Source organism: Arthrobacter sp. H35-D1, from assembly GCF_030063185.1.
Lineage (GTDB): Bacteria > Actinomycetota > Actinomycetes > Actinomycetales > Micrococcaceae > Specibacter.
This window is the reverse complement of the sequence record NZ_JASISP010000035.1, coordinates 1-17893: the sequence shown is the minus strand read 5'-3', so window position 1 is coordinate 17893 and position 17893 is coordinate 1. Positions and strand designations below refer to the sequence as shown.

13 protein-coding genes and 2 pseudogenes are annotated in these 17893 nt (G+C 58.5%); 9 read left to right on the top strand and 6 right to left on the bottom strand.

Annotation, left to right across the window (positions count from 1 at the left end; all coding sequences use genetic code 11):
- The first annotated feature begins 221 nt into the window (after positions 1-221).
- The 3 genes from QMG25_RS19365 to QMG25_RS19355 all read left to right on the top strand — a co-directional run bounded on the left by QMG25_RS19365 (position 222) and on the right by QMG25_RS19355 (position 3859).
- Positions 222-665: an ATP-binding protein gene (locus QMG25_RS19365; protein WP_349307162.1), complete on the top strand. Its 444-nt coding sequence runs from the start codon at positions 222-224 to the stop codon at positions 663-665.
- Positions 666-1434: 769 nt separating this feature from the next.
- Positions 1435-1812, top strand: a complete 378-nt coding sequence (locus tag QMG25_RS19360; RefSeq protein ID WP_283462729.1) for a cupin domain-containing protein — start codon at positions 1435-1437, stop codon at positions 1810-1812.
- Positions 1813-2383: 571 nt separating this feature from the next.
- The gene (locus QMG25_RS19355; protein WP_283462728.1) at positions 2384-3859 is read left to right on the top strand and encodes an APC family permease; all 1476 of its coding nucleotides are present in this window, start codon (positions 2384-2386) and stop codon (positions 3857-3859) included.
- 804 nt (positions 3860-4663) lie between these two features.
- Here QMG25_RS19355 and QMG25_RS19350 read toward each other — a convergent pair.
- Positions 4664-4876, bottom strand: a pseudogene (locus QMG25_RS19350) (IS3 family transposase); the annotation flags it as partial.
- Between the two features lie 192 nt (positions 4877-5068).
- Here QMG25_RS19350 and QMG25_RS19345 point away from each other — a divergent pair.
- Positions 5069-6475: an integrase core domain-containing protein gene (locus tag QMG25_RS19345; protein ID WP_283462727.1), complete on the top strand. Its 1407-nt coding sequence runs from the start codon at positions 5069-5071 to the stop codon at positions 6473-6475.
- Between the two features lie 534 nt (positions 6476-7009).
- Here the strand turns inward: QMG25_RS19345 and QMG25_RS19340 are convergent.
- The 5 genes and pseudogenes from QMG25_RS19340 to QMG25_RS19320 all read right to left on the bottom strand — a co-directional run bounded on the left by QMG25_RS19340 (position 7010) and on the right by QMG25_RS19320 (position 10803).
- Positions 7010-7591, bottom strand: coding sequence for an IS3 family transposase (locus tag QMG25_RS19340; RefSeq protein WP_283462730.1), 582 nt, complete (start codon positions 7589-7591; stop codon positions 7010-7012).
- Position 7592: 1 nt separating this feature from the next.
- A complete protein-coding gene (locus QMG25_RS19335) occupies positions 7593-7886 on the bottom strand; it encodes a transposase (protein ID WP_283462726.1) in 294 nt (97 codons plus the stop codon).
- 52 nt (positions 7887-7938) lie between these two features.
- Positions 7939-8814 carry a hypothetical protein gene (locus QMG25_RS19330; protein WP_283462725.1) on the bottom strand — a complete coding sequence of 292 codons (876 nt, stop codon included), beginning with the start codon at positions 8812-8814 and terminating at the stop codon, positions 7939-7941.
- Positions 8750-9244 (bottom strand): transposase, encoded by a 495-nt coding sequence (locus tag QMG25_RS19325; RefSeq protein WP_283462724.1) that lies wholly within the window; start codon positions 9242-9244, stop codon positions 8750-8752. The genes QMG25_RS19330 and QMG25_RS19325 overlap by 65 nt, the downstream gene beginning before the upstream one ends.
- Before the next feature lie 302 nt (positions 9245-9546).
- A pseudogene (locus tag QMG25_RS19320) lies at positions 9547-10803 on the bottom strand (IS701 family transposase).
- Between the two features lie 1464 nt (positions 10804-12267).
- Between QMG25_RS19320 and QMG25_RS19315 the strand changes: the two are divergent.
- From QMG25_RS19315 to QMG25_RS19295, 5 genes are all read left to right on the top strand, one after another.
- Positions 12268-14427 carry a helix-turn-helix domain-containing protein gene (locus tag QMG25_RS19315; RefSeq protein ID WP_283462723.1) on the top strand — a complete coding sequence of 720 codons (2160 nt, stop codon included), beginning with the start codon at positions 12268-12270 and terminating at the stop codon, positions 14425-14427.
- Between the two features lie 394 nt (positions 14428-14821).
- Positions 14822-15199, top strand: a complete 378-nt coding sequence (locus QMG25_RS19310; protein WP_283462722.1) for a cupin domain-containing protein — start codon at positions 14822-14824, stop codon at positions 15197-15199.
- 8 nt (positions 15200-15207) lie between these two features.
- Positions 15208-15693: a dimethylamine monooxygenase subunit DmmA family protein gene (locus QMG25_RS19305; RefSeq protein ID WP_283462721.1), complete on the top strand. Its 486-nt coding sequence runs from the start codon at positions 15208-15210 to the stop codon at positions 15691-15693.
- On the top strand, positions 15690-16667 hold the full coding sequence (locus QMG25_RS19300) for a PDR/VanB family oxidoreductase (RefSeq protein WP_283462720.1): 978 nt from the start codon (positions 15690-15692) through the stop codon (positions 16665-16667). The genes QMG25_RS19305 and QMG25_RS19300 overlap by 4 nt, the downstream gene beginning before the upstream one ends.
- Positions 16664-17674: a heme-dependent oxidative N-demethylase family protein gene (locus tag QMG25_RS19295; protein WP_283462719.1), complete on the top strand. Its 1011-nt coding sequence runs from the start codon at positions 16664-16666 to the stop codon at positions 17672-17674. The genes QMG25_RS19300 and QMG25_RS19295 overlap by 4 nt, the downstream gene beginning before the upstream one ends.
- The last annotated feature ends 219 nt before the right edge of the window (positions 17675-17893 follow it).

The window sequence follows — 17893 nt, the reverse complement described above, 5'->3', positions numbered from 1 at the left end:
GGGCCACCAGCTTGATCCCGCCATGACCCAACACCCGGGCTTCAGCCCCCAGCAACAGGCGGCGCTGACGCTCATCCAAATGCGGCAACAACGAATCAAACTTCGCCCGCAAACTACCCTCAACCTCCACGCCAATCGCCATAACACAACGATACGGCCCAACAACACGAAACACCGGCTAATTTACTGGCAAACCCTAATGGAGGGCGGACCCAACGAACCTGCTGCTTATTTCCCCTATCGGAGCCGGGAAAACCTACATCGCTTGCGCGATAGGGATCGCCGCCTGCCACTCGGAGCATGCAGTCCACTGCACCCGTATGGATGATCTCGCACTCGAGCCCGTCATTGCCCGCGGAGACAGGTTTGCCCACCAAAACCTACTGAACAAGCTCAGCACCGTTGACCTGCTCACCTTCGGCATCGATGAGACAGCAGTGAACGACCTGTTCACCGTCCGGGTCAACAAGGACCAACGCCTGCCAACCATGATCGCCAGCCAATCCGGACCAAGGTACTGGATCGAGAGCCTGGCGGAGGAAGTCGCTGCCGATTCAATCGTGAACCGGCTCACCATCCGGGCACGCACGATAAACCTCGGTGTCATCGACATGCGCCGCCTGCACACCCAAGAAGCCCGCGACCCCAAGGACCACTGGGAATAGGAACAACACCCCGGCGCGACACCACCACCCCGACCGGCGACGGTCACAACCGGGTACTGGCCAGAAACCCACGACAACGTTTTCTGGCCAGTACCGGGTCCCTGTAACCAGCAGTACCACCTACCCGTACCATCACGCTGAATTTGCCATCCCTGTGCGTCAATGTATTTAACGATCAGTGCAGTGGAAGTGCAGTGGAAGGCGAAGCTTCGCCGTGACAACCCTCTTACTCTTGAAGTTTGAGTTCGCCAGCTTCAACCTTTTCAGGCCAAGCTCGAGCCACGCAACCACTACACAGGCACCATGGACCTCATGCAGCCCTCCGGAGTCGCGGCGTTTGCCACCTCATCCGCCTTCCTGTCATTCCCAAAAGGGTCTGAACGCTGATGTTCACTTCGAAATTCCCCAAGTAACCCTAGGAGATGGTCCTGATGACGACGGCTCCGAACACGATTCCTGAGTGCGCCCAACATGACAACAGTCATGAGGATCCTTAAATACATCTCGATCTCTAGAAAACTTAAAAAAGTCTGGACTATATGAATAATAGGGCGTACTTTTACTGAGAGGAAGGTGCGCACGTGATCGACATCACGCTGACCGGATTCAGAGAAGAGCCCATCGGCCCTGCACAAACCCGGGGATTTTTGAGTAGCGGGCGATCCCTTCTCGGGCTTCGAGACTGAGGGTACTGATGCGCCCCTGGAGAAGTATCGTCTGCATTCAATAATAAATCATACGTTCCTAACACTATTCGTAGGAGGAAACCATGGAAATTCTCGCTGGAACACTGACCAAGACGGGGTCCATCCACAAGGTGGAAGGTGGCTACATCGGACTGCCATCGATGAACTTTCCTGAAAGCGACGCCGCCATCGGTGACTCCCTCTCCAACCCCGGCGGGTCGGTCATGAGCGCCGGATTCTTCGAGCTGAAAGCCTCCAAACCCGCGGTCTACACCTACACGTACGACGAAATGAAGGTCGTCGTGCAGGGGACGTTTGTTCTTACCGACATGGCAACGGGGGGTGTAGCGCTTGGAAAAGAACGTGACGTGCTGTTCTTCCCCAAGGGAACAACAGTGAAGTTTCAGACCCCTGACTACGCACTGGGATTCTTCACCCGCCACCGTTCCTTCGCACACTGAGACCCGCCACGCGAACCGCGGCAACCATGAAGGTGCTAGAAAGCGTCTGCTGCGACCCGAGCCTCCGCCGTGTTAGCCGTGTGTCGTTTGGTAAAGCAGGTTCCCTGGAAGAGAAATACGTCGACGACCTACCACGGCATGATCTTCACTTCGCGTCTTCAGCCCCAGAGAACTTCTTGGATCTGAGATCCGAAGCCGAGCTGGCCTGGGTGGGCGTGCTTCTCATACTTACAGGACGCATGACCGGCATCAAAGCAGCTGCAGCTCACGCTATTGATTATTGATTTTCGGCACTGCTAATTCAAACTGAAAAATTTTGAAGATAGCAAGTTTAGGGCCCGCCTCTATCTATGAATACGCACATCTTTCTATTGCGATGATAGATTTCACAAATTATGGTGCGTCTTGAATCATGCAACGCCAATGATTTTAGAAAGCAGGGGTAAATCCAAGCAGTCGCACTTGTAGCCAAGAGTATTATGGTGCTTTATATTGCCACTTTAGATATTTAAAAAGCCAAACCAGTTATCTAAGAATCGAATAATTTTATGTATTTTAAAGGGAGATTGTTATGAGTGAAAAGAATTTAGATGGAGACGATCGCCTGGAAAGGTCGATCGACTGGAAGCAGGGACTTGCCATTGCGCTGGGTGTGCCGTTGCTGATTCTGCCGTCCTTGGGCTATATTCCGCTGTACATGTCTGCCGCGGCAATTCTTATCTGGGGATTGTCTGTTCTTCAGGGTTTCATGCAGAGCACCGCCTATGCTGAAATGGCCACCAAATTTCCCAAGGCGTCTGGTCTGCCCGGCATAGCGCAGCATGTCTTTCGCACCGAAAACTATGAGGGAAAGTATGACAAGGGCAAGCTGATTGGCGGCTTCAGCGCCTGGAGCTACTGGTTTGCTTGGACCCCGGTGCTGGCGATCTTTTCCATCCTCGTCGGAGGTTATCTCCATGGGCTGTTTCCGGTGCTGGGCGAGACCTTTTCCCAGTATCAACTCTCGTTGATGTCAGGCGTGGTGATTTTCGCCGGATTGTTCGTGGTGAATTGGTTCGGTCTCAAGGACGGCGCCATCCTGGGATACATCCTGGCCGCTATTTCATTGATACCGCTGGTGATCTTGGCCGTGGCACCTTTTGCTACCGGACACGTTGAACTGTCCAATATCACCGGCAGCTGGTGGCCGACTGACTGGGCTTGGGATCTGCATCATATCCTGATTCTCCTTGGCATCTTCGCGATCGCACAGTGGAGCGCCTGCGCCTGGGAAACAGCTGCCATCTACGGCCCCGAATACAAAAACCCTTCCAAAGATGTCCCCAAAGCGCTGTATGCTTGCGGCATCATCTGCTTGCTCTTGTTTGTTCTGGTGCAATCATCAGTGATCGGTGTCCTTGGCGTTGAGGGTGTGATTGCCGAACCTATATCGCCCCTGATCCCAGTCGCCCAAGCTGTCTTCGGCCAAGCCGGTTCCATGATCACCATCATCATGTTGATCGCCGCCATGATACTGATCATCCAAACGGCCTATCTGGGCTCTTCCCGCGCCATGCACTCCATGGCAACGGAAGGAAACCTTCCCAAGGTCCTTGGCAAGCTGAATCCCCATGGAACCCCGTTCGTTGCCATGCTCGTCATCGGAGTCTTCAACCTGGTGCTGATTTCCCTGGGAAACCCCGCGGCGATTGTTGCGGCATCGGCGATTGGTTACACTTTCGCCAACGGCATTAGCCTGTTCGCCTATGTCAAAGCCAAAAAACACCCCTCCTTTGCGAATCTGGAACGACCCTTCAAAGCACCCAGGGGCTGGCGACATGTCGCCATGATCTTTGGCCTGTTCAACGTTCCACTGTGCCTGATAGGCGTTGTCTACCTGAACAGCCTAGAGGTCGGCTGGACCTCAACATGGGTTGGCTTCATCGTCTTGGCGTTTTACATCCCCATCTGGTTCTACTCCCAGCACGAATCGAGTCACAAGAAGACCAAGGAGGCCCATGCTCACTCGTCAGGTAACGATGCCGCAGATCTGGAAAGTGTTCCATAGCACCGACGGAGGCAGGTTTCTAGAAAAGATCCGGTAAATCGGCTCTCCGCAGCTTGTGGTGAACCCTGCTATTGTGACGCATGATTCCCAGCCGTTCAGGTGGCGCTCTTGAGCACAACATGCGTCGTATAGTCACTGTTACCGTAAAGCCCCTTCCAGCAAGCCGGCCCCTGGCACTTGACACACCAGCGTCAAGGGCCGGTTAGCTGGTTTGCTCTTCACGTGTTCGCCGCAGGTGTTGTTCACTTCGACCTTGTCCAGTGGCGGGGCCGGTGACGGTGATGACTTGGATTTCCTATTACCGCCGCCGCATGGCGAGCCAGAGTCTCTTCGTCCCAAGCTTTCTGGATACCTTGACGAGTTCTTCGAGGGCTTCCCGGTCAGAGCCGCATCTACCATTGGAGCGACCCCATCGAGCCAGAGTGAAGCATCGCTCGCATTTGTACTTTGACATCCTAAGAGTGTGCTGAACAAGGGGCAATTATGGTGCGTGGATTTCGTTGTCCGTCGCTTTTTGGAGGCGTGGGCGGCTCGCTAAGACTCTCTTTTCTGGCCTTTCGGGATTTCTGGTTGGCTGTTTTGGAGGGCTGAATGTCCTTCGTGGAGAGGTCCATCGATGAGGTTCTGGTCTGGGGCAGATCGGGTCCCTGCCCGGTGGCCTGTCCCAGGGCCCATGCCCCTTTTTGGCCGGTGAGACCCAGTTTCAGCAGTCGGAGAAGGTTCAGTGCGGCAGCGCGTAGCTGCAACCACTGAAAACAGTCGCTTGACACCTATAGGAGCATCAGTTGGTTAGTTTCTTTTTGGCTAGGCAGCAGCGCGTTGTTGCTGGTTTTGGGTGGTGAAGTTGGCCATGGCTGTTGCCGGCGGTAAGCCGTCGTTGTGAGTGTGTGGTCTCCACCGGTTGTAGAAGGCCTCGATATAGCGCATGGTGGCCCTTCTGGCATCCTGGCGGGTGTCAAAGCTGTAGTGGTGGTAGAACTCGCTTATCAGGGATGAGAACGCTGATTCAGCTACGGCATTGTCCCAGCATTAACCGGCTAATCCCATGGACTGATGTTATCTCCCAAGTCATCGGTGACAGTTCTGTCTCAAGACATTGGTGACAGATTGGGGTGTTTTGGTGGTGACACTTCCCCTGGTGGTGTGGCCGCCGGTCGTTGAGAGTCCGCCGGTTTTGTAGGTAGGGCGCCGCTCCGCAGAAAATGCGGGATGACTACTAATAAGCTTGTTGATGCCCGTGTCCGCCTTGCGATTGCGCAGTGGCCTGAGAAAGCACCCCGGGGCGCGGTCACCACGTTTTGTGTCGAGCACGGGATTACCCGCAAGACGTTCTACGTGATCCGTGGCAGGGCCCGTGATGAGGGGCAGGCTGCTGCCTTGGAGCCACGGTCCCGCCGCCCGAAGACCTCACCATCGAAGCTGTCCGAGGAGCGCAAGGACGAAGCAGTCAAGGTTCGTGCTGCCATGGAATCCTCGGGACTGGACCACGGGCCGATCAGCGTTCATGACAAGATGAATGCCCTTGGCATGGAGGCGCCGTCGCCGGCGTCTCTAGCCCGGATCTTTCGCGAGCGGGACGTGGCCCGTGCGGAGCCGAAGAAGAAGCCGCGTGCAGCGCATCGCAGATTCGTCTACCCGGCCCCGAACGCGTGCTGGCAGCTTGACGCCACCGAGTATGTACTCACCGGTGGGCGCACATGCGTGATCTTCCAGCTCATCGATGATCATTCCCGCCTCGCGGTCGCCTCCCACGTGGCCGAGGGCGAAACCAGCGAAGCGGCACTGGTGGTGGTGAAGAAGGGAATCACCGCCCATGGTGTCCCCCAGCGGCTGCTCAGTGACAATGGTGCCGCCCTCAATCCCTCCCGCCGCGGGTACGAAGGGCAACTCGTCGCCTATGTATCCTCGCTCGGGGTCAAGGCAATTACCGGCAAGCCATACAAGCCCACCACCCAGGGAAAGAACGAGCGCTTCCACCAGACCCTGTTTCGATGGCTCGATAAGCAACCCCTGGCAGACACGCTCGATGAACTGCAGGAGCAGGTTGATCGCTTCGATCTGATCTACAACAACGAACGCCCCCACCAAGCCCTGCCAGGGCGGATCACACCCCAACAGTCATGGGACGCCACAGAGGTCGCCGAGGCGCCCCGCCCGGAGCCCGTCCCGGTCCTGCCAGAACCACCACTAGCCATTCCAACAAGGACCCCCAGCGTCACCGAACGCCTCACGGATGCCCTGGAGCAGGCAGAAACCGCCTGCAGGGAGGAGAAGCAGGCGACCGTCGCCACGACCATGGCTGCCCCGCAGAAACTCACCGGCAGCATCACCCAACCCGTCGGCAGCGGAAACCGGGAACTGAAGGTGTACTCCAACGGCGTGGTCAACATCGGACGAACCATATTCTCCCTGACTGCCGCCATGAGCGGACGCACCGCCATCGCAACCTGGGATGCCGAGGGCATCATCTTCGCCAACACCCAAGGCGAAGTCATCGCCGACTACACATGGCCGCCAAAAGGCACTGCCTACGTTGGCATCACCAAATCCCGTGCGCCCTTCGACCAGACCCGGAAGCGAACACCGTCGAAACGAACACTGTCACCAAAGTCCTGACACACCAACCGTCACCAATGTCCTGAGGCAGAACTGTCACGAAAGACCAGAGACATCACAAATCCCATGGACTGACGGACATTATTGCCGGCGCACCAGGCCCCCATTTCACGGGATGTGTACTACGCCCCATGGTCGCTGTTAAGCCGAATTCGGCTTAACTCAGATTAAGCCGACAAATCCGTTAAGCCGAGCGCCGAGCTTCTGACCGCGTCGCTCCGGGGGTCAGGGATAGATTCCTCGGCTTAACTTTCTGGTTCGTTTTTGTTCCACGGACCGCGGCTCCGCCACGAAGGTAGGACCGCTACCCATGAGCTTCAACTGCGACCTCCTGCTTGACATAGTGATTCAGGCACCGAATGCCGCCTTGCCCATCAGCTGACGATTCCACGTTCGAGGATTGACCTGACCACTGCGGACCATGGATGGTCGGGTCTTCCAATAATCTACGAACGATTAAGCCGCAAAACTGGACCTGACACAGCGCAAACACGAGTCCACCGAGCCGTCACTCAGCTTAACGAAATTCTCGGCTTAATCGCTGTGGAAAATTGCGTTGGGTTGCAGGTACCCCTTGTCTCTGGCCATTTCTAGCGCACCAACACACAGCGAAGCGCGCATGTGATCGGCCATGGCCCAGCCGACGACCATGCGGGTGCACAGGTCGATGACGGTAACCAAATACAGCCACCCCTCACCCGTACGCAAATACGTGATGTCTCCGACCATGCGGGTGCCCGGGGTTTCTGCGGTGAAGTCACGGAAGATGAGATCCTTGAAAACCTTGTCCGGATCGCTGGGGATGGTGGTGCGTTTGAAGGCCCGCATCCGCTTGGCGGCCCATCCGTTTTCAGTCATGATCGTGGCCACGGTTCCCACGGAAACAGCAACCCCGTCGGCGGCTAATTTGGTGTGAACCATGCGGTGGCCAAAGATCCCATCAGAGGAATGGAACATCGTCTTCACTTGATCGGTCAGCTCCCTGTGGCGGATGGTTGTGGGCGTATCGGTGGCATCACGCCAGCGGTAGTACGAGGACCTGGGCACATCCAATTGCCGGCACATCCATGCCACCTTTTCTCCAGCGTTCTCCTCCTGCTGAACAAAGCGGTAGATATCATCTACCGTTGCTCCTTGGCGAAGAACGCTGAGACTTTTTTAGGAATTCATTCTCCCGTTCTACTTCACGCAGCCGGACTTCCAAGGCCTTGTATTTCGCGGCATCCACCGGCTGATCCGGCTTCTTCCCATCACCGCTTTGGCCATCGTGAGCGAGCCTGACCCAGCGCTTGAGAGCGGTCAAGGAGATGCCGAGTTCAGCAGCGACCAGCGCTAGCGGGCGGCCGGAAGATTCAGCTAACGCGACTGCGTCGGCCTTGAACTCATCAGAGTAGGTTGGTCGAGAAGACATGGGAACAATCCTTTCAGGAACGTCTCACATCATTAGAACACCTCACCACTCCTTAATATCTCAGTCGCCGGTTCCCGCCGGCAAGGCCCAGCCGATCGATCGTTCCACCAGGGCCCGGTAGGCGCGTTGGCGTCCGTGATGGCGGGTAATAAACAACTTTGCGCCCGCCCTTGGCCGTGGTGCACATCTCCCGTAGCGGGCAGGCTTTGCAGGCGGCGCCGAAGTTCACATTGCCCTTGGCACTGATCGTGCGCACTTCACCGGCCAGGCAAGTGAGCGTGTTGTTCTCTTCATCCAGGGTGAAGTCGTCCAAGTCATAGCCGCCGGGCACTGCCGGACGCAAGGGTTTGGGCTTGACCAACGCCTTGTGCCTGGCACTCTCGAGGGCTTCGAGCATGGGGCCGGAACCGTAGGCAGAATCCCCGAGTACTTGGTATTCCGTCTCGGGGTCTTGCATCGTCGCATCACTGGCGATGAGCTCGATACCGGCCTCTGTGTCGCTGGAACCGGGCCCGGAAGCGGCGGTCATCACGGCGTTGGTGTAGAGCCCGGTTTCCGGTTCGGCAACGATGTGGCCCTTGAACCCATCGATCATCACCGAGCGGGACTTGTGCGCATGCCGGGCCTGCGGATGAACAGTGGAGACCAACCGGTCCGGGGCGACCTTCCGGGCGATCCGCCACCGCCCGTCGGTGCCATCGGAGTCCTCTGCCGGTTCGACGTCCTGGCCAGCGACCAGGGACAACAAAACATAGGCCTGGTACTCGGGGGAGTCCTCCTCCAAGACAGTCGCATCCACTGCACCGAGCAGGGTCAGGGCGTCCGTGACCAGCCCCGAAATCAGGGCCTCTTTCGGTTCCTTGTCATCCCGGGCAATCTCCGGCTTGCCCACATGCGTGTAGCCATACGAGCGTGCGTGAATCGCCATCAATCAAGGTGGCGCCATGCTCCATGGTCTTGCCAAAGCGGAGGATCACGGCAATCAACTGGGTAATCGTGTCTTGGCGGGCCACCGCGTCCTGGAGCACGGTCGAATCCACCGCCCGCCGGTGCCGCCCGTTCAACACCCCCGTCGCGATAATGACTTGAGCGACGGCCTCGTTGATGCGGTGCGGGTTCTCGCTCTCACGCAGGCGCTTGCGCCAATGCGTCAACGCCGAGGGGTGGAACGCTGTCTCATTCAGCCCGTACCTAGACTGTGCTTTCCAGCGTAGGTCAAACGTCAAAGCCTCCGCCGTTCCCCGATCGGAGAGCCCCTCCAACGCCTCCAACACCAGCACCGAACCGATCACCGAACCGATCACCGATGCCGGAATCGAGGGCCGGCCCAGCGCGGAAGGAAACAAGTCCTCCATCATCGAATCAGGCAACAACGCCCCCCGGTGATCGGTCAAAAAGCGTAGGCACTGCCCGGGACCAACAACTCCCCAGCCAGTGCCTCCACATCCAAAAAACCGCGCTGGGCCACCTCAATACCTTGCATACATCAAGTCTTAACGATCCACACAAAAAACCCGATAGGCGCTCCTTAAACCCACCAAATTATTCAGCGCACTCCAAGTAGTACTTTGTTAGGTGGATGGTGCTCGTTGGCAGGTGGGGCAGCGTTCGAGCATGCCGACGATGATTTCTTGAAGGGCTTTTAGGACACTATAAAGACTTAGGCCACCGCTTGGACTTTTGGGGTGGTGAGCCTCTTGCGTGTGATGAAGAGCTGTTCTGCGACGCCCAGGGTGAGGTGGCGATGGAATCCGTTGAAGGATCGTCCTGCGAAGTGGTCCAGGCCCAGGCCGGTCTCTAGTTCGCGGTAGTCGTGTTCGATCCTCCATCTCATCTTGGCTAGCCTGACGAGGGTTTTCAGGGGCGTGTCAGCGGGCAGGTCACTGATCCAGTAGTCCGTGGGTGCCGGCTCGTGCACCGGCCATTGGGCCAGCATCCAGGCCTAGGGCAGGGAACGATCTTCATTCAGCGCAATGTCGCGGGTGGCGGGGCGGATACGGATCGCCGGGAAGCGGGATTTCATCGCTGCATTGGCGTTGCGGGGGTCGGTTCTGGTGCCGTGGCGCCACGTCACTTCGTGCAGCTTTTTCCTCCCTGCGGCCAGGACCAGAGCCTTCAGAGAGGGCGCTGCATCGCGGTATCGGGGAAGACCGCGTGGTCCTCGCCCGGTGTACTCCGGGGGTTCGGGGACCGCGGTGGCCAGGTGGGCGGTGTGGCCGATCTTACGGCCAGTACGCAGCTGATTCCACGTTCAGAAAGGCCCTGGCGGAACGCGGTGATTTCCCCGTAGCCGGCGTCTGCGACGACGGACGGTGGCTGGTGACCCCAGGCGGAGAGTTCGTCAATCATTTCCAGCGCCTGGGACCATTTCGTGCGGTGTCGAACGGTCTCCGGTATCCCCGGCCCGTTGGCGGCACGCAGCAACAGCTTGGGCGTCCTCGTTGGCTTCGCAGTCATCATCCCAGGCCTCAGGGATGTACAGGCGCCAGTTCAACGGGCAGGATACCGCATCGGTGGCCGCGTGCAGGGACACGGCGATCTGACAGTTCTCGATCTTTCCCAAAGTCCCCGAGTGTTGCCGTCCAACCCCGGGCGATCCAGTGCCTTCCTCGGCGAATCCAGTGTCGCCAATGACCCAAGCCTCCGGAGTAACCAAAGTGATAGCCAGGGACGCGATCTTGCGTCGGACCGGCTCCACAGCCCAGGTCGATGAGGCCGTGAATTGCTGGAGCTGCTGATGATCAATGCCCAAACGTTCGGCCATGGGCTGCAGGGACTTGCGCTGACCATCGAGCATCAACCCGCGCAGATAAAGACTGGACTTCTCCCGCTGATCCTTCCGCGGCAGGGAACCAAAAACCTCGGCACCGTAGCCCTCAAGCTCGCCGCGCAACGCCGCAACCTGTTCTTCCCTCATGGAACAAAATTAACACAAAATTAAAAGCCCTTCCCTATCGAAAACCCCGGGAAATCAACGAACCCGCAAAACCATCATCCGACCATGACCATGACCATGACCATGACCATGGCCATGGCCATGACCGGGGCCCTGGGTTTCGGTTGGGAGTCATGTATGAAGATGAGTGAGTCAAGCACATCCATCACAACAGTGCTACGAGATACCTTTGCTCAATAGCACGAAATCTGGCGAGCCAAACTGGCGGGTGCTGGTCGGCTTTGACCGTGACCCCGGGTTCCGGGCCCTCGTCCGACACATGAAAGAACAGGTTTCGATGTGTTGACCTGAAGTAAAGGCCCGGTAAGTGAAGGTGCCGAGAACCTGTTCCCCTTGGTGCCACACGGAGAAACTCGAACCGAATCATCGATGAATATTTTCATTGACCTTCCGCTTACGACCACTGCAATGACTGGGGAAATGTTCGCTCCACCAGACCATGCGCATGGATCTTGCCAGATTCGCATCATCAACAACCAAGAACTACGGCCCGGGAGGGACTTTTCGGATTAGGATCCGGCGGCAGAGAAACCAGTCCTAGTACGCCCCCATGCACGGCGGCCTAAACCACGACTGCCACACATCTCAAGCGATGACGACACGGAGCTGACTGGCCTCAACTGAGCCAAAACCAAGGCCTACCAAGCCTTTACGGCCGCGTGGAGGCACCCTACCCAGAGTGCCACGCCATAGATGCCGGTAAATTGGCACGTAAAGCGCACCCAACTTCCCTGGACGGGGACCTGACTCCCTCATCAACAGGTTCTGGACACCGAGCCAAAAACCATCCATCGGGTCAACCTCATGGCCGCTTACGACTTGATGATGTCACTCACGTGGACGTTCCGTATGAACACCGAACACAGACGCGGTACCGACGAATTCCATGCCTTCATCCGCCAGGGATGCAACCTTTCGTGGCGTACCTACCCCACTGAGGTGAACTCCACTGCCATCATCGCACGCTGCGAAGACCTACCAGTCAAAATAGCTACCCCAGTGCCGAGGCACCAAATCTATTCCAGAGTCCTGAGCTCCTACCCACGCGGGTTTGACGCGGTTTCAGTCCCCAGTTTCTTGGGGAGAAAAACACTGCCCAAGATGAAAACTAGAGGTTTCCTGTTCAAATCGCTCCCGTCGTAGTCTGCCAAGGCATCTACCCGCCGGTCATAGAGGTTGCTACTCCGAACGCGCAACCTGCGTTTGCGCACTTACCTCTTGGCTCCAGGAAATAGGACAGGCATGTGTCGGCAAGGAATAGACCCCAGGCTGTCTAACCCGGCGTTAAGATACCTGCGAAGCCCTTCTCAAGTCTCAGACCTCCTGAAGTAGGTTTCAGGTTCCCTTTGTTTCCGGGGATTTTCTCGGGCGGCGTGCCGTCGGAAATCCGTTGAATTATTGAAGTCGTCCGGTAGTGTTTCAGGCATGTCGGAGTCGATTTTGGAGTTTGCGGGAATGCCGGATCCGGCGGTGCTTCGTCGGGTGGATTCGGAGGGCCAGACGACGGTCCTGCTCGGGACGCGGGTGCTATTCTTGTATGAGTGCGACGATGCGGGGATGCGCAATCTGACGGTGGTCGCGGTCACGGACGCCGGGGTGGCGTGCCGCCGGGCGGCGGAGTTGTTCGGGCTGAGCCCGCAGTACGTGTCGATGTTGCGGGCTCGGGCCCGTTCGGAGGGCTCGGCCGGGCTGGTGCGCCGTAGGGGGCGTCCGCCCAAGCTCAGTGACCGGCAGGTGGCCCGGGCCAGGACGTGGGCCGGGGAAGGTGTGAGCCAGAGGGAAATTGCCGCCCGCCTCGGGGTGGCACGGTCGGTGATCAGCGAGCTGCTCGCCCGGCACGGGGTGATCACGCCGCAGGAAGAACTCGAGATCGCCGCACCCGGGGCCGCCGGTGCCGGCAACGGTGCGGGGGCAATCACGGGCGGGCCCGGCGTTGTACCGGAGGAAACCTCGCCGGGGCAGGAAGCCAGTGGCTCTGAGGGGGCCGCCGCACGCATCGATTCGGGTACGGTCTTCTCCCGGTATGCCGGGTCGATGCTGCTGCACGCCTTCCTTGACCGGGTCGGGGCCGAGGCCACGTTCGCGACCCTGGCCGGGGCGCCGGCGAGGCGGTATGACAACCTGGCGGTGCTCACCACAGCAACACTGGGCTTCGCCCTCGGGGCCGGGACGATGGAGGGGTTCAAGCACCTGCGCCGGGGCGAACTCGGCCCGACCGTCGGGATCACCATGGTCCCGGAGCTCGCGACCCTGCGTTTCCGCCTGACCGCGCTGGCCGACGGCTCCGATCCGCTGGCCGTGCAGCGGGCCTTCGCTTCCGGGATGCTCGCCTTCGACCCGGCCGATGATCCTGTCTACTACGTTGATGACCACTTCGTCCCCTATGCCGGGGCGAAGCCGGTGGCGAAGGGCTGGAACACCAAGCGCCGCCACGCCGAGTCCGGGCGCGATGACACGGTCCTGGCCGATGCCCGCGGCCGGGCAGTCGTCTTTGGCTCCGGGGAACCCACCTCCTTGGCCTCCAACCTCCCCGGCGTGCTCACCCAACTGAGGGAGGTGATTGGCCCCCACGCGCCGATCCTGCTCGGCTTTGACCGCGGCGGGGCATTCCCTATCGCCTTTACTGCCTGCCGCAACGCCGGCGCACACTGGATCAGCTACCGCCGCGCACCCCTGGCCGAGACCACCGCGACCCCGGCAACCTCCACCACGGTGCGCAACGGCAAGGACATCAGTGTCGAGCTGGCCGATGAAACCGTGGGGATCAAGGATTACGGGAACGCACGCCAACTAACGCTCTTCGAACACGGCGCACCCGTGCTCCAGGTCCTCACCAGCGAAACGACCGGCACCGGGGCGGAACTGCTGTGCTGGCTGCGGTCCCGCTGGCGGATTGAGAACATGTTCAAATATGCGGCCGCGCACAACGGCATCGATGCCCTCGCCGACTATTCCATGGACATCGACACCGACACCCGCAAGGTCGCCAACCCCGCCCGGGTTGCCGCCCGCAAAACCGTCAAAACCGCCGAAACCACGTTGGCTGACGCCGAACGGTCCCTGGCCCAGCTCCTCGCCAGCGGCGGCACACCGAAACAGATGAACGCCGCCCTCCCCGGCATCCACCGCACCATCGAAGACGCCACCAAGGACCTCACCGACGCCAAAACGGCACTCAAGCCCATCCGGGCCAAACTCCCCGCGAACGAGCTGAACCCCGACGCGCAACTCGCCCGCCCCCACCTTCAACGCAGGGGCATGCAAATGGTGTTGCGGCTGCTGGCGTTCAACGCCGAAGCCTGGCTCGCGGACCACCTCAACGCCTACCTGAACGATCCGGACGAATACCGAGCCATCACCCGCCACCTGCTCCACCAAGGCGGCACCATCACCTACACCGCCAAGGCCATCACCATCACCCTCGAGAGGCCAGACAGCCCACGCGTCGCCCGAGCCCTTCAACTGCTCACCGAGGAACTCAACAACACACCCAGCCGGCTCCCCGGCGACCACCGCACCCTGAACTACCAAGTCGCCCAGGCACAAACTTCAACAACGAACGAGTGCCTACTTCAGGAGGTCTGAGTCTGACATCGATCCAGTATTAGCCCTCCGTGTGGTCGCATCAAAACTGTCCGCCTACCAACGGACCGCCCATACCAACGGCCCAAGCAGCGTAGCCCTGCCTTGCCAGGAGAGGAGCTTAGTTGCGCTAAAAGAATATTAAATTTTAAAAAGTCTGGACTGCATGTATCAAGTGGCGTAGCTTTGTTACTACGAAGGGACGTACGTGACCAACATCACGCCAGTAGGGTTCAGAGAAGCGCTCCACTGGGCCCCTGCAACCTAGGTTGTGTTGGTCTAGCGGGCGATCCTTTCCAGAAACTCGAACCAGAGGGTTCTGACGTGACCTCTACAGAACTCTCATCTGCACCAATAATAAATCATATTTTCGCAACACTATTCGTAGGAGAAAACAATGGAAACTGTTCTCGGAACACCCACCAAGACCGGCGCGATTCACAAGGTGGAAAACGGCTTCATCGGACTTCCCTCCATGAACATCCCCGGCGTCGACGCTTTCATCGGTGACTCCCTCACCCACCCCAACGGATCAGTGATGAGTAGCGGATTCTTCGAACTCAAAGCCTCCGAACCCCTGATCTACACCTACGAATGCGATGAAATGAAAGTCGTCATCAAGGGCGAATTCAAACTCACCGACCGAGTCACAGGAGAAGTAACCCACGCCAAGGAACGCGACGTCCTCTTCTTCCCCGCCGGATCACAAATCACCTTCGAAACCCCCGACTACGGCCTAGGCTTCTTCACCGCCCACGGCTCCATGTCCTCCTAGGGACCATCATGCGTATCGCATCCTTGCCGCAGCCAGCAGGTACTGGCTGCGAATCAGGTTTTCGCGGTGTCGTCTGCGTGTCGTTTGACTCAGCAGATGACACCGCCGATCACGACGCCGGTGGCCGTCCCAGGCATGACCTCCGCTTCACCTCCGCAAACCCGGAATCTCTTTCGGAATTGAGGTCTGCGCTCCTGCGTTCCAGTGTTGGGATTCGTTTGGTTCTCACAGGCTCCCCCGTTGACATCCATGCAGCTGCAGCAGTCGCTGCGGAATGTGGACTGGCGGAGGAGGAAGTGACGCTCGTAAGTGATGAGTCCGGACTCCGCGTTGTGTTCTGCGCACATTGCCGTACCAGAACAGAGACAGTGGAGCCGATCGGTTCAGAAGTGGAGTGTCAAGGATGCGCCACTGACTTGGAAATCGCTAATCACTTTTCCAGGCGTCAAGCCGCATATCTGGGATTCGCCGCCAATGCCGAGGAGGCAGCATGACTATGACAGCACTCCAACCCGAGGTCCACCATGCAGTGAAGGATGGCCTTCAGCTCGAAGTGACAGACGTCACTCGTCAGACGGAATCCATTGTTAGCATCACCTTCGCTGATCCATCGGGGGCACCGCTGCCGTCGTATGTCCCGGGGAGCCACTTGGTGGTCCAATGCGGGACCGGCGCCAATGCCTACTCGCTCACCGGTTCAGGCACTGCCCCGTCCGAATACACCATCTCCGTCCTTCAGGTTGCAGACGGAGCTGGCGGCTCCCTCGCGATGCATCGGCTCGCCGCCGGTGACCTAGTTTACGTTTCCCGTCCCCGCAGTGCCTTTGCTCCTGCGGCAACAGCTAGGCATTTTCTGCTGGTTGCGGCTGGAATCGGCATCACCCCGGTGCTTTCGCACGCCCGTGCCTGTGCCGAATGGGGTATAGCTGCGGATCTGATCTACGTGCACAGGCCTGGAGCCGGGGCCCACGTGACCGAGGCCAAGGAACTTCTGGGATCGGCCGTGACCGAATGCAGCGATCGGGTCAGTTTCCAAAAGACTCTGGCAGAAAAGCTCACGACCCAGCCGCTGGGAACCCACCTTTACGTCTGCGGCCCAGTTGCCTTCATGGATGCCGTTCTTGACCAAGCGCGCGAGCATGGCTGGCCTTCCGCGCGGCTGCACTCGGAAGCCTTCGGCGCAGCCGAACTAGACGCAGGGGAACCGTTCACGGTGAATCTGGCCCGAAGCGGCGTTAAATTGAACGTTCCGGCTGGCGTCTCCTTGCTGGAGACACTCGAACAAGCAGGGAAAGCTATCCCCAATATGTGCCGAAAAGGCATCTGTGGGGAATGTTCCCTCTCAGTGCTTCGAGGTAAACCCCAGCACCGGGATCTTTACTTGAGCGACCAAGAAAAGGCCGAGAACACCACGATGATGTGCTGCGTTTCCCGCAGCCTCGATGAAGAATTGGAGTTGGACCTTTGAATACCACTATCATCAACGATCAAAACACGGGGGACACAGCCGTCCTCCCGGAACGAATCAAGGGCTTTCCCTTCCCTTTTTCCAGTGACAGCTACCGCTACAGCGCCAACGTTGAACCGGCCCACAAAATAGTACAGACAGATGTCGGTTCCTGGGGCTCCTCCCTCATCGACGTCGACGAATACTACCTTTCGGACCTCAAGGAACGCGAGAAAGTACTGGAAAAGGACCCTAGCCGCACAGCCGTCCTGCCCCACATGCGACCGGCCGTCTGGGATGCAATCACGACACTGCTGCCCGCCATGGCCGAAGACCACCCGGACACAATGTCTTATCACCGAGAGGGAAATGTCTGCCGCTGGACCAATACCTTGCAGAATCTGGAACTGGAATTCACGGTCGGCGATGACGATTCACTTCCCATGGGTCCCATGCGGTTCCTGGGCAGCCAAATCACGGACGACATCGTTTTCCTTGACCCTCGTGAGGACACGCTCTGGCTCGATGCGGGACTTGTTACCTTCGCAGCCGACTGGTCCTTTGGATTCGACGTTGGCATGAAATTCATGGAAGTCCACACCCCCGTTCCCCGGGTTACAACAGAACCCGTCATTAATCGGGCCCATCAATTCCTCCTACGGCTGCAACCCGGGGAACAATTCCGCAGAACCAACTGGACAATGACCGTAGACCGGCGTCTAGACACCTCCACCGAAAGTTACCCGGAATGGGCCCGCGACCGCGGAACCATCGCCAATGACCCTGATCTACCCAATAGGCTCCACCTGCGTGTGGAAGTTCAGCACATGCTCTGCCTCCCACACACCGGGGCCGTGCTCTTTCTGGTCCGTACCTACCTTCTGCCCCTTTCTGATATCGCCCAAGTACCCGTTTGGCGCGAGCGCGCCGGCCACGTACTGGCCGAACTCCCTGATGACATGGCCGAGTACAAAGGCATCATCCGTTACCGTAAAGCCGCATCAGATTGGCTGCTGGCCGGCGAATGAGCGGCGCAGCGCAGCGCACTTTCTCCTCGTCCTTGACCCCACTCTTCTCACCTAACACCTTCACTTCCAGGCCGTAGGGGCCTTCATCCTAGATAAAGAATTAAGGAGCTAACTATGTCTATCAACACTGAAATCGACACCATGGTAGGGGTATCTCACCCTCTTGATCAGCTTTCCCGCGCCGAGATTTCCCGTGCGGTGTCCATCCTTAAGGATGGT